This window comes from Salmonella sp. SSDFZ54 (assembly GCF_004010735.1).
Lineage (GTDB): Bacteria > Pseudomonadota > Gammaproteobacteria > Enterobacterales > Enterobacteriaceae > Salmonella > Salmonella enterica.
On sequence record NZ_CP034819.1, the window covers coordinates 1,945,275 to 1,958,484 of the forward strand.

The 13,210-nt window shown below is 50.0% G+C and carries 13 protein-coding genes; 8 read left to right on the forward strand and 5 right to left on the reverse strand.

What is annotated here, in order from left to right; translation table 11 throughout:
• Window positions 1-127: 127 nt before the first annotated feature.
• From EOS97_RS09720 to EOS97_RS09745, 6 genes are all read left to right on the forward strand, one after another.
• A complete protein-coding gene (locus EOS97_RS09720) occupies window positions 128-1,090 on the forward strand; it encodes a retron St85 family effector protein (RefSeq protein WP_023166007.1) in 963 nt (320 codons plus the stop codon).
• Window positions 1,090-2,025, forward strand: a complete 936-nt coding sequence (locus tag EOS97_RS09725; protein ID WP_000353754.1) for a retron St85 family RNA-directed DNA polymerase — start codon at window positions 1,090-1,092, stop codon at window positions 2,023-2,025. Before EOS97_RS09720 ends, EOS97_RS09725 begins: the two co-directional genes overlap by 1 nt.
• 893 nt (window positions 2,026-2,918) lie before the next feature.
• Window positions 2,919-4,106 carry an MFS transporter gene (locus tag EOS97_RS09730; protein ID WP_000819618.1) on the forward strand — a complete coding sequence of 396 codons (1,188 nt, stop codon included), beginning with the start codon at window positions 2,919-2,921 and terminating at the stop codon, window positions 4,104-4,106.
• Window positions 4,075-5,034: an HTH-type transcriptional regulator YidZ gene (yidZ, locus tag EOS97_RS09735; protein ID WP_000749365.1), complete on the forward strand. Its 960-nt coding sequence runs from the start codon at window positions 4,075-4,077 to the stop codon at window positions 5,032-5,034. Before EOS97_RS09730 ends, yidZ begins: the two co-directional genes overlap by 32 nt.
• A gap of 157 nt (window positions 5,035-5,191) precedes the next feature.
• Entirely contained in the window at window positions 5,192-5,947 is a 756-nt protein-coding gene (locus EOS97_RS09740) for a 4'-phosphopantetheinyl transferase superfamily protein (protein WP_000190678.1), read from the forward strand.
• The gene (locus EOS97_RS09745) at window positions 5,947-6,531 is read left to right on the forward strand and encodes an NADPH-dependent FMN reductase (protein WP_001527038.1); all 585 of its coding nucleotides are present in this window, start codon (window positions 5,947-5,949) and stop codon (window positions 6,529-6,531) included. The genes EOS97_RS09740 and EOS97_RS09745 overlap by 1 nt, the downstream gene beginning before the upstream one ends.
• A gap of 44 nt (window positions 6,532-6,575) precedes the next feature.
• Here EOS97_RS09745 and adeP read toward each other — a convergent pair whose 3' ends face one another.
• Entirely contained in the window at window positions 6,576-7,913 is a 1,338-nt protein-coding gene (gene adeP, locus EOS97_RS09750; RefSeq protein ID WP_164848157.1) for an adenine permease AdeP, read from the reverse strand.
• 205 nt (window positions 7,914-8,118) lie between these two features.
• Between adeP and EOS97_RS09755 the strand changes: the two genes are divergently transcribed.
• Together EOS97_RS09755 and yieH are read left to right on the forward strand one after the other, a co-directional pair.
• Entirely contained in the window at window positions 8,119-8,928 is an 810-nt protein-coding gene (locus tag EOS97_RS09755) for a WG repeat-containing protein (protein ID WP_001805485.1), read from the forward strand.
• A gap of 12 nt (window positions 8,929-8,940) precedes the next feature.
• Window positions 8,941-9,606: a 6-phosphogluconate phosphatase gene (gene yieH, locus EOS97_RS09760; RefSeq protein ID WP_000061717.1), complete on the forward strand. Its 666-nt coding sequence runs from the start codon at window positions 8,941-8,943 to the stop codon at window positions 9,604-9,606.
• Window positions 9,607-9,700: 94 nt separating this feature from the next.
• On the opposite strand, the gene phoU is transcribed toward yieH, so the two are convergent.
• The 4 genes from phoU to pstC form a co-directional block, all read right to left on the reverse strand.
• Window positions 9,701-10,426 (reverse strand): phosphate signaling complex protein PhoU, encoded by a 726-nt coding sequence (gene phoU / locus EOS97_RS09765; RefSeq protein ID WP_000377800.1) that lies wholly within the window; start codon window positions 10,424-10,426, stop codon window positions 9,701-9,703.
• A gap of 14 nt (window positions 10,427-10,440) precedes the next feature.
• Complete coding sequence (gene pstB / locus EOS97_RS09770) at window positions 10,441-11,214, reverse strand: phosphate ABC transporter ATP-binding protein PstB (protein WP_000063118.1); 774 nt, start codon at window positions 11,212-11,214, stop codon at window positions 10,441-10,443.
• Window positions 11,215-11,300: 86 nt separating this feature from the next.
• Window positions 11,301-12,191 carry a phosphate ABC transporter permease PstA gene (gene pstA / locus EOS97_RS09775; RefSeq protein ID WP_000212197.1) on the reverse strand — a complete coding sequence of 297 codons (891 nt, stop codon included), beginning with the start codon at window positions 12,189-12,191 and terminating at the stop codon, window positions 11,301-11,303.
• Window positions 12,191-13,150 (reverse strand): phosphate ABC transporter permease PstC, encoded by a 960-nt coding sequence (pstC, locus tag EOS97_RS09780; protein WP_000741630.1) that lies wholly within the window; start codon window positions 13,148-13,150, stop codon window positions 12,191-12,193. The genes pstA and pstC overlap by 1 nt, the downstream gene beginning before the upstream one ends.
• Window positions 13,151-13,210 lie beyond the last annotated feature (60 nt).

Consider the following 13,210-nt stretch of genomic DNA (forward strand, 5'->3'; position numbering starts at 1 on the left):
GAAGTCTCTAGGATCGGTAGAAAACTTTCTAGCGCCTCCTCTAGTAAAGAGTAAAAAACGAGCAAAAAACATTGCTCGTTTTTTTCATCAACGGAAGACAAATCAAAAATACATAACGTTTAAATCAATGTTTGAAGAAACTATTAAAAAACAATTTGAATTGTTAGACATAAGTAACTTCAATGTTGATATATCTCATCGTCTCCTTTTCGTGTGTGGAGGCAAAGTCGATGTACGTGCACCAATTCCCCCCAGTTTTAGGGATAGACTACTCACTTACACAGCAAAACATGCCTCTGAACTTCACGAACATTTCATTCTAGCTGAGACATTCAAGGATTATTTTAAAGAGAATGCCTATCCGGACCTTCTGGTGTTTGAAGATGATATAGCCAGTATTTCATCTCTTATTATCATTTTTTTAGAAAGTCCAGGATCATTAGTTGAGTTAGGTATATTTTGCAACAAATCAGAACTGTTTAAAAAAATACTGATTGTTGCTTCAGCGGAAGAAGTATCCGGTGAGGACTCATTCATTTATTTAGGCCCACTAGAGTATATTAAGAAGAAAGTCTCATCCTCTGTTGTAATCTATCCTTGGCCGGATCCTGAAGTCTTAAAATACGATAATGATTTTCTTGATGATTTATGTGTAAATATAAAAGAAAAACTTTCATCAATCCCAAAAACAGAACAATTCAGTAAGGATAATTCTGGACATATAGCACTTCTAATTACTGAAATTATATCTCTTTGCGCCCCAATACAACTTAGCGAAATAGAATCAGCCCTAAACTCATTAGGGATTAATATTTCAACAAAAATTATTAACAGATCAATTTATTTACTTCAGAAAGTTGGTTTTATAGACGTTTTATCATATAGCTCAAACAAATATTACTTTCCATTAAAAGAGCGTAAATGGGTAAAATTTGGTAAAACTAAAGATAATAAACTCATAGATAATCAACAATTAAAAATGAAGGTTAGACAATCTTTTGTAACATTAACCGATCCATTATCAAAACGAAGAATTACAGCACTGCGTCAAATAATAGCAAAAAAAGAAATGGCTGAGGAGATTAATTAATGGACATATTACAGCATATTTCAGATTTACTATTAACCAAGAAAAGTGAAATCATTTCCTTTTCATTGACGGCACCTTATCGCTATAAAATATATAAAATTGCAAAAAGAAACTCAGATAAGAAGAGAACTATTGCTCATCCTTCGAAAGAACTAAAATTTATACAACGTGAAATTACTGAGTATTTAACCGATAAATTACCCGTTCATGAATGCGCATTTGCATATAAAAAGGGCAGTAGCATTAAGACCAACGCTCAAGTTCATCTTCATACAAAATACTTGTTGAAGATGGATTTTGAGAATTTTTTCCCTAGCATAACACCACGTCTATTTTTCTCAAAGTTACGACTTGCAAATATTGATTTAACTGCAGATGATAAAGTATTACTTGAGAATATATTATTCTTCAAATCCAAGAGAAATAGTAATTTAAGATTAAGTATTGGAGCACCAAGCTCACCTTTAATATCAAATTTTGTGATGTACTTTTGGGATATTGAGGTTCAAGAGATATGCTCTAAAATAGGCGTTAACTATACTCGTTATGCTGATGATTTAACCTTTTCAACAAATAATAAAGATGTTTTGTTTGATATACCTGACATGCTTGAAAACGTACTGCCTAAATATTCTTTAGGTAGGATTAGAATCAATCATGAAAAAACAGTGTTTTCTTCAAAAGGACATAACCGTCACGTTACTGGTATAACTCTAACAAACGATAACAAATTATCCATAGGTAGAGAAAGGAAAAGAAAAATCTCTGCCATGATCCATCATTTTATAAATGGGAAATTATCTACTGACGAATGCAATAAATTAGTCGGGCTACTTGCATTTGCTAAAAATATTGAGCCTTCGTTTTATAAAAGCATGGTCATTAAATATGGATCTGATAATATTTATAAATTACAAAAACAAAAAGACAAATAATTTCTGCTGCACTTTTATAGACACCAGTGTTTTGTTGATTATGCCCAGAACAACTTGGAATAAGTTTTCCTAAGCGTATTACATTATACGCTTGGCCTAACTTAATCATAGATTTTCCAGAAAAATAAATTTTTCAAATCCCATAAACAATTCCCCACAGCTTCCCTACGCCCCCCGCTCTACCCTATCCCCAACTCATAGCAGTACCCCTAAAAGCTTCCTGTTCTAAGACGAACTGCGACCTGTAAGAAGCGCCTTTGGCGGTCAGCCCCCCGGTCAACCAGGGAACGAAGCGTGGTCTGAAACTGACCTCCTGTCTCGATACAGGTGACCACACCCTATATCGCTACCCTGTTGCAAGCGTAGCGACAGACAGAACGCTGTAGAGAAGTCGGACGGCATTGCCGAAGGCTTTGCGTCCGTACTTCCTACTGAATGTGCAAAACGCGGCGTCACTTTTAAGAGCGTAAGCGAGTGAAAGTGACGCCAGCGCGCAGATCAGCTTCAACCCAGCTACTGCCTGCAAATCCACTGCAACAAACAGGCTGACACTCAAACAGATGTCAGAAATTCACTTACCAGGGTCAATCTGGCCGGGATCTCAAAAAATGCATGGAACTAAAACGGGTCTATTTACAGTTTCACCAGCTACTTGGTTTTTGTGTCCTTTAATGTGCCCATAGCCATGTTTTCAAGGCAAATTATAGATTATATATCAACGAATTATCTAGATTTTCCAGTTTCTGTATTGGTGTCGGGTGACGCCATCCGGCTTACGTCACTGCCGGGGTGATATCTCATTGCCTCATAGGAAATCACTGTTGTCCAAATGGCAACTCGTCTCGCGCAACGTCGCCCCGTATTCTTAGCGCCACACTTTTCGTGAGGCCGTTATGAAACGTTTTCTACTGTGTAGTTTTGCCCTGGTTTTACTCTATCCTGCCGGTATTGATATGTATCTGGTCGGTTTACCGCGTATAGCCGCCGATCTGAACGCCAGCGAGGCGCAGTTGCATATCGCCTTCTCCGTTTACCTGGCCGGAATGGCGACGGCCATGCTGTTTGCCGGGAAGATAGCCGACCAGTCAGGCCGCAAGCCGGTCGCGATCGTCGGCGCGCTCGTCTTTATGATGGCCTCACTGCTTTGTTCACGGGCGTCGGAAGGCTCGCTATTTCTGAGTGGGCGTTTTCTTCAGGGAGTAGGCGCAGGCGGCTGCTATGTGGTGGCGTTCGCCATTCTGCGCGACACGCTCGACGAGCATCGCCGGGCGAAAGTGCTGTCATTATTGAATGGGATTACCTGTATTGTGCCGGTACTCGCCCCGGTGGTGGGGCATTTGATTATGCTTCGTTTCCCCTGGCAAAGTCTGTTCTATACGATGTCCGCGATGGGCATTATTGTGGGCCTGTTATCACTGTTTATCCTGCGCGAGACGCGCCCGGCAAGGCGGGCTCCACGCGATTTATCACGATCGTCGCCCGCCGCCGAGTCGCTGGTTAACCGTTTTTTCGTCAGTCGACTGGCGATCACCACCCTTAGCGTGTCGGTGATCCTGACCTTCGTCAATGCCTCTCCAGTGCTGCTGATGGAGGTGATGGGATTTAGCCGTGGCGACTATGCCATTACCATGGCGCTCACCGCAGGCGTCAGCATGGTCGTCTCTTTTTCTACCCCTTTTGCGCTTGGGTTATTTAAGCCGCGAACCTTAATGCTCGTCTCACAGGGGCTGTTTTTGACGGCTGGCGTGACGTTAAGCCTTGCTCATACCAATACCGTCACACTCTTTGGCCTGACGCTTATCTGCGCCGGATTCTCGGTTGGTTTTGGCGTCGCGATGAGCCAGGCGCTGGGGCCATTTTCGCTGCGCGCCGGAGTGGCCAGTTCCACGCTCGGTATCGCGCAGGTTTGCGGTTCATCACTGTGGATTTGGCTGGCGGCAATACTCGGTATCAGCGCGATGAATATGCTGATCGGGATTCTGATTGGTTGTAGCATAGTGAGTATTCTGCTGATCTTCTCCGTCACGCCCAACAGGTCCGTAGCCGAGCATGAAGAAATCCCTTACCAATCTCGATCTTAATCTGCTGTTATGCCTACAGTTACTCATGCAGGAGCGCAGCGTCACTAAAGCTGCAAAACGGATGAACGTAACGCCCTCGGCGGTCAGCAAATCGCTGGCGAAACTCCGGGCATGGTTTGACGATCCGCTGTTCGTCAATACGCCGCTGGGCCTGGCGCCGACGCCGCTGATGGTCAGTATGGAGCAAAGTCTGGCGGACTGGATGCAGATGGGGAATCAACTGCTTGATAAGCCGCATCATCAAACGCCGCGCGGTTTAAAATTTGAGTTGGCAGCAGAGTCGCCGCTGATGATGATTATGTTTAATTCACTGTCGCAGCAGATTTATCAGCGCTATCCGCAGGCTACCATTAAGGTTCGCAACTGGGATTATGACTCGCTGGAGGCGATTACGCGCGGGGAAGTCGATATCGGATTTACCGGACGCGAAAGCCATCCCCGCTCGCGAGAATTGCTCAGTCTGTTGCCGCTCGCGATTGATTTTGAGGTGTTGTTTAGCGATTTGCCGTGGGTCTGGCTGCGGGAAGATCATCCGGCGCTGCGCGAAGCGTGGGATCTGGACACTTTTCTACGCTACCCGCATATCAGTATTTGCTGGGAGCAAAGCGATACCTGGGCGCTGGATGATGTCCTGCAAGAAATGGGACGCAAACGCCATATTGCGTTGAGCCTGCCGGGGTTCGAGCAGTCGCTCTTTATGGCCGCCCAGCCGGATCACACCCTGATAGCAACCGCGCCGCGCTATTGCCAGCACTACAATCAGCTCCACCAGCTACCGTTAGTGGCGCGCCCCCTGCCTTTTGATGCGCAACAGCGGGAAAAGCTGATGGTGCCGTTTACCCTATTATGGCACAAACGTAATAGTCATAATCCCAAGATTGTGTGGCTACGACAGGCTATCAACACGCTCTGCCGTCGCCTTATCTGACCACCTGCGTTGATAAATTAACCTTCCTCTTACCAGAAATGTCACCGTCTGATTAAAGAACCTTCTGAAATTGAATTTTTAGAGCGTAAAACCTGTCCATAATTTACGTTAATGTTACTCTCGTCATTATCACGGCCCATTAATCACGGAGCGAAAAATGGCGACTCACTTTGCCAGAGGGATACTTACGGAGGGACAGTTGGTTTCAATTCGTCTCTCTTCGTCTTGCCATATTGAAGCCAGAAACCTGCCTGCTCACCGACGAACGCGTTTTCTCGCCTCCAGAGGCCTTCTTGCCGAACTGATGTTTATGCTGTACGGAATTAGCGAGCTGCCGGAAATCATTATTCAGGCGAAAGGTAAACCCGCGTTTCGTGACAAAAATCTGCCAGGTTTTTCTATCTCCTACGCCGGAAATATGGTTGGCGTGGCGTTGACCACCGAAGGAGAGTGCGGGCTGGATATGGAATTACAGCGCACCTCCCGCGGCTTTCACCATCCGCATTCGCTCGAACGCCACCCTTTCTCCCGTAATGAAAACTTATGGGTAGCCAATCAAAACGATCCCAACGAAGCGCGAGCGCAACTCATTACATTGCGCCAGAGCGTGTTAAAACTCACCGGCGATGTCATGAATGACGATCCGCGGGAGCTGCAACTTTTACCCGTGGCCGGACGCCTGAAGTGCGCGCATGTCACGCAGCTTGAAGCCGTGTGCGATGCGGAAGATGTGCTGGTATGGTCCGTAACCGTTACGCCAGCGATAGAAAAATTAAAAGTGTGGGAGTTCGATGGCAAACTGGGCTGGAAAAGCCTGCCCGATATCCAGACGCGCGCCAATGAGCCAACCGGCCGTCTGATGCGATTCGCCCAACTCCCCGCCGCCAAATCGTATACGCTTAATCGTTCATAATGAAAAAAGGGGCACGTATGTCTGAAACGCTGAATGTGGTTACATTGCTGGGAAGTTTACGCAAAGGTTCCTTTAACGGGATGGTGGCGCGTACGCTGCCTAAAGTCGCGCCGGCAGGAATGACGGTATCGCCGCTGCCTTCGATCGGGGATATTCCGCTGTATGACGCCGATATCCAGCAGGAAGAGGGATTTCCAGCCAGCGTAGAGGCGCTGGCGGAGCAGATTCGCAACGCCGACGGCGTCGTCATTGTGACGCCGGAATATAACTATTCCGTTCCCGGCGGCCTGAAGAATGCCATCGACTGGCTATCCCGTCTGCCTGAGCAGCCGCTGGCGGGTAAGCCCGTTCTTATCCAGACCAGTTCAATGGGGGCGATTGGCGGCGCGCGCTGCCAGTATCATCTGCGCCAGATTCTGGTGTTCCTTGATGCAATGGTGATGAACAAACCGGAGTTTATGGGCGGCGTGATTCAGAATAAAGTCGACCCGCAGACTGGAGAAGTGGTGGATCAGGGAACGTTAGATCATTTGACCGGTCAGTTGACCGCATTTGGCGAGTTTATTCAGCGCGTTAAAGCGTAAGTTCGTTAAAAACCCTCCCCCCGATGGGGCGAGGGTTCATTTCATCAGTGTGCGTCAATAAACACAATCTTCAGCACAAATAACAGCGCGACAATCACTACGCACGGGCTAAGGTCGCGCAGGCGACCGGTACCGATTTTCATCACGCAGTAAGAGATAAAGCCCAGCGCGATACCTTCGGTGATCGAGAAGCTAAACGGCATCATTACCGCCGTAATAAACGCCGGGACCGATTCGGTTAAATCCTGCCAGTTTACCCGCGCCAGGCTGGAGGTCATCAGCACGCCGACGTAAATCAGCGCGCCCGCCGCCGCGTAAGGCGGCACCATGCCCGCCAGCGGCGAGAGGAAGATAACCAGCAGGAACAAAATACCGACCACCACCGCCGTCAAACCGGTGCGACCGCCCACCGAAACGCCGGAAGAGGACTCAATATAAGCGGTCACAGAAGACGTTCCGACAAATGCGCCAGTGACGGAAGAGATACTATCAGCAAACAGCGCCTGCTTCATGCGCGGGAATTTGCCTTTCTCATCCGCCAGCCCGGCTTTATCGGTCACGCCAATCAGCGTACCGGAGGAGTCAAACAGGTTGACCAACATGAAGGAGAAAATAACCCCCGCCAGGCCAAGATTGAACGAGCCTGCCAAATCGACATGCCCTACCACGCTGGTGACGCTTGGCGGCGCGGAGACAATGCCGTTGTAGTGCACATCGCCCATCATCCAGCCAAGCAGCGTCGTGACGATGATGGACACCAGCACCGCCGCATGAATGTTGCGCGAAGCGAGAATCGCAATAATAAAGAATCCGAGAACCCCCAGCAGCACGCTGTGCGAGGTCAGGTTGCCGATGCTGACCAGCGTTTCCGGGTTAGCGACGATCACGCCGGCGTTTTTCAGCCCCATCATGCCGATAAACAGGCCGATGCCGCTGGTGATGCCCACGCGCAGGCTGACCGGAATGTTGGCGATCATCCAGTAACGCACGCGGAAGATAGTCAGCAATAAAAGACCAACAGCGCCCCAGAAAATGGCGCCCATGCCTACCTGCCACGGCAGTCCCATTGCCTGCACAACCACGAAGGCAAAGAACGCGTTCAGCCCCATCGCGGGCGCCAGCGCCACCGGCAGGTTAGCGAACAGGCCCATCAGAATACTGCCAAAGGCCGCAATCAGACAGGTGGTCACAAAGACGGCGCTGGTGTCCATGCCAGCTACGCCCAGAATTTGCGGGTTAACAAAAACGATATAAACCATCGTCAGGAAAGTGGTAAAACCGGCGATCACTTCGGTTCGTGCCGTCGTGCCATGTTCGCGCAGTTTAAACACGCGTTCCAGCATACCCTGACCAGAAGCCTGGGTGGTGTGTTGTTGACTCATTATCAATTTCCGGAGAAAGGAGGGAAAATTCGCCGTTATCCTATACCAAAATGCGACACCTGGCGCAGTTGTGTGGTAATTTTTTTCACTCAATTTGTTAGTACGGCAACGATTGCGTCCCCTCATTCAGCATTACGTAAACGTTAAACTAGCGATATGAGACAGGAAATACTGAGGCAGCGACCAGGATATGAAAAGGATTTTTATGTTTACCCGTCTGTTTTTCTTACTCGCGTTGGTTTCTTCAACATCCGGGGCGGCAGGCTCATCCATTCTGAGTCTTATCAACACCATTCAACCAAAAACTTATCTGAACGCACCTGTACCGTTACCGCTAAAACCTGACCAGGTAGAAATATCTGACGTTTCTTTTAGCGCCGACGGCTTAAGACTGCCAGTAACGCGCTTTTACGTCATCTGTCAGGATGAGTTTTGTGGACTCTACAACGCCGCTGGGCAGGCAATCATTCCGTGGCAAAAAATCTATATTGAGCATTATGACAGCGAAACAGATCTGTTTTACGTCTCAACATCGTTCACCGGTAACCATACCGGTTTGTATAGCGCCCGCCAGCAGCAATTTATCTACCCGCCCGTCTATTCCAGCATTGAGTTAGCCGAAAGCAGCGCCATAGTTTTTCTCTCGACTTACCAGAATAGCGCTCAGCTAAGCGGCATGGGCGATGCTTACGGCAATGTGATTATTGCGCCGCAATTTTCGTCGATACAGATGATAAACCAGCGACCCGATGCGTTTGTCGCGGGAAAGCGGATGAACGACAAGATTTTATACGGCCTTCTTGATTTTTCAGGAAACATCATTATTCCCTTTCGCTACGATACTGTCTCTAATACAGATTATCGGTACAATATCAACTTCATCGCCGTTGCTAAAAACGGGCGCTGGGGAGTGATCGATAAAACAGGCAACCTGGTCAGGCCGCTGCGCTACAGCCGGGATGACACAGAAAAATGGTTAACGCAACGCGGCGCGCGTCCACGGTTTGGCGACTAAACAGGAAACATCATGTCCATGATAGAAGCGGTATTTTTCGATTGCGACGGTACGCTGGTCGATAGTGAAGTGATTTGCTCGCGTGCCTATGTCGCAATGTTTCAGGAATTTGGCATCACGCTCGATCTCGAAACGGTATTTAAACGCTTTAAGGGCGTAAAACTCTACGAAATTATCGAAACTATCAGCAAGGAGTACGGTGTTACACTAAGACGCGACGTTCTGGAGCCGGTGTACCGCGCGGAAGTGGCGCGTCTGTTCGATACCGAACTGGAAGCGATCGCGGGCGCAAATACCCTGCTGGAGAGCATTAAGACGCCTATGTGCGTGGTATCCAACGGACCGGTCAGTAAGATGCAGCATTCGCTGGGTAAACTGGGCATGTTGCATTATTTTCCCGATTTGCTGTTTAGCGGTTACGATATTCAACGCTGGAAGCCCGATCCGGCGCTGATGCTCCACGCGGCGAACGCCATGAAGGTCAATGTTGAGAAGTGTATTCTGGTGGATGATTCCAGCGCAGGCGCGCAGTCAGGAATTGCGGCGGGAATGGAAGTGTTTTATTTCTGCGCCGATCCGCATAACAAGCCGATCGATCACCCTAACGTGACGACTTTTACCGATTTGGCGCAGTTGCCGGGATTGTGGAAAGCGCGCGGGTGGGAGATTACGCGTTAACTGAAATGCCGGATGGCGCTGACGCTTATCCGGCCTACAGCATCTGTACCTGTAGGCCCGGTAAGCGCAGCGCCACCGGGCAAAAGAATGAGATTTACTCTTTCGGATCTTTCCCCGCCAGCAGCTTATCCAGCTCATCGCCGCCCACGTGACGGAAATCCTGCCCCTTCACGAAGTAGAAGATGTATTCGCAGATATTCTGGCAACGGTCACCGATACGCTCGATAGAGCGCGCGCAGAACAGCGCGGTCAGCACGCTGGGAATGGTGCGCGAGTCTTCCATCATGTAGGTCATCAGCTGACGCACAATGCCTTCATATTCCTGGTCAACTTTCTTATCTTCACGGTAGATACGCACCGCTTCGTCGAGATCCATGCGCGCGAACGCATCCAGCACGTCGTGCAGCATCTGCACGGTGTGGCGGCCCAGCGACTCCAGACTCACCAACAGCGGCTGGTGCTGCTGGGAGAATTTCTCCAGCGCGGTACGGCAGATTTTATCCGCCACGTCGCCAATGCGCTCCAGTTCGGCGATGGTTTTGATAATCGCCATTACCAGACGCAGATCGCTCGCCGTCGGCTGGCGCTTGGCGATAATACGCACACAGGCTTCATCGATGGCGACTTCCATCATATTAACCTGATGATCGCCTTCTACCACGCGCTTCGCCAGCTCGCTGTCCTGGTTGTGCATGGCGGTGATAGCGTCAGAAAGCTGCTGCTCCACCATGCCGCCCATGGTCATTACCTGAGTGCGGATGCTTTCCAGTTCGGCGTTGAACTGGCCGGAAATATGTTTATTAAGGTTCAGACTGTCCATTACGCACTCCTGAATTAACCGTAACGACCGGTGATATAGTCTTCTGTTTGTTTCTTCGCGGGCTTGGTGAACAGATCGTCCGTGTTGCTGAACTCAATCAACTCGCCCAGGTACATAAACGCCGTATGATCGGAACAACGTGCCGCCTGCTGCATGTTGTGGGTCACGATCACCACGGTGTAATCCTGTTTCAGCTCGGTGATCAGCTCTTCAATACGCCCGGTAGAGATCGGGTCCAGAGCTGAGCATGGCTCATCCAACAGCAGCACTTCCGGGCGAATGGCGATACCGCGCGCAATGCACAGGCGCTGCTGCTGACCACCGGAGAGAGAGTACCCGCTCTGGTGCAATTTATCTTTGGTTTCGTTCCATAATGCGGCTTTGGTCAACGCCCACTGCACGCGCTCGTCCATATCGGCGCGAGACAGCTTCTCAAACAGACGCACGCCAAAGGCGATATTGTCATAGATGGACATCGGGAACGGCGTCGGCTTCTGGAATACCATCCCCACTTTTGCGCGCAGTAGCGCGATATCCTGGGTGTTGGTGAGAATATTGTCGCCATCCAGCAGAATTTCACCTTCCGCGCGCTGCTCCGGATAAAGCGAATACATTTTATTGAAGGTACGCAGTAGCGTTGATTTACCGCAGCCGGATGGCCCGATAAATGCCGTTACCTGATTCTTCGCGATATCCAGATTAATGTTCTTCAGGGCATGGAATTTGCCGTAGTAGAAGTTCAAATCACGAACCTGAATCTTACTCGGGGCAGTTTCAACCATACTCATTTCACTCTTTTCCTCATCCAGCGCCGCATCCGCCACGCCGTAAAATAATGCCTGATGGCGCTACGCTTATCAGGCCTACAATGTCTTTAACCGTGTTTTTTCTTCGCGAAAACAACACGCGCCAGAATATTCAGCAGCAGTACGCACAGGGTAATAATCAGCACGCCCGCCCAGGCTAATTGTTGCCATTCGGCAAATGGGCTCATCGCGAATTTAAAGATGGTCACCGGCAGGTTGGCGATCGGCTGCATCATGTCGGTGCTCCAGAACTGGTTCGAGAGCGCGGTAAACAACAATGGCGCCGTTTCGCCGGCGATACGGGCAATGGCCAGCAGAATACCGGTCATAATGCCGGAGATAGAGGCTTTTAGCGTAATCGCGGAGATCATCTTCCACTTCGGCGTACCCAGCGCGTAGGCGGCTTCACGCAGGCTATCCGGCACCAATTTGAGCATGTTTTCAGTGGTACGGATAACGATCGGTACCTGCAACAGCGCCAGCGCAATTACCCCTGCCCAACCGGAGAAGTGCTGCATCTGCGCCACCACGATGGTGTAAACAAACAGCCCCACAACAATTGACGGCGCGGAAAGCAGAATGTCGTTAATAAAGCGAATGATTTCCGCCAGCCAGGATTTACGGCCATATTCCGCCAGATAGATCCCGGCCATAATCCCCAGCGGCGTACCCAATACGGTAGCCCAGAGAATCAATAATCCACTCCCCGCCAGGGCGTTCGCCAGCCCGCCGCCCGCCGTGTTCGGCGGCGGCGTCATTTCGGTAAACAGCGCCAGCGACATCCCGTCGATACCACGCGTGATGGTGGACATCAAAATCCAGATCAGCCAGAACAGGCCAAATGCCATCGTCGCCATTGAGAGCGTTAGTGCGATACGGTTCTTCATGCGGCGACGCGCCTGCATCTTGCGACGGGATTCCGCGAGCTGCGCGGTGTTCTGCATATCAAGCGTAGCCATTAACGTGCTCCCTCGTTCTTCGCCAGACGCATAATCATGAACTTAGACGCCGCCAGGACGATAAAGGTGATCACAAACAGGATCAGCCCCAGTTCCATCAACGCTGCCACGTGCAGACCCGATTCCGCCTCAGCGAATTCGTTCGCCAGCGCGGAAGTGATGCTGTTGCCCGGCATATACAGCGACGCGCTGTCGAGCTGGTAGGTATTGCCGATGATAAAAGTGACCGCCATCGTTTCACCCAGAGCACGGCCCAGCCCCAGCATAATGCCGCCGATCACGCCATTTTTGGTGAACGGTAGCACGATGCGCCAGATAACTTCCCAGGTAGTACAGCCTATACCGTAAGCGGACTCTTTCATCATTACCGGCGTTTGCTCGAAGACGTCGCGCATAACCGCCGCAATGTAGGGGATGATCATGATGGCGAGGATGACGCCCGCCGCCAGAATGCCGATACCAAACGCCGGGCCGGAGAACAGCGCGCCGACAAACGGAATGTTGGAAAGAATATTGCCGACCGGCTCCTGGAAGTACGTCGCAAACAGCGGCGCGAAGATAAACAGCCCCCACATGCCGTACACGATACTGGGGATCGCCGCCAGCAGCTCAATGGCGATGCCGAGCGGACGCTTTAGCCAGCCTGGCGCCAGCTCGGTTAAAAACAGGGCAATGCCGAAACTGACCGGAACAGCGATCAGCAGTGCGATAAAGGAGGTCACCAGCGTGCCGTAAATGGGCACCAGCGCGCCGTAGATATCGTTTGGCGCGTCCCATTCCTTAGTCCAAAGAAATGAGAAACCAAATTTCTGAATACTTGGCCAGGAGGAGATGATCAATGAGACGATAATACCGCCCAACATCAATAGCACAATCAGCGCAGCCAGTTTTACCAGCGCGCTGAAAATCATGTCGCCTTTTTTACCCGGCGGGTTAAAAGCAGGCTTGGTTGCAGCCATAAATTACTCTTTCCATTAAACGCGTTTTACGACGTTGCCCCTGCCGGATGGCGCTACGCT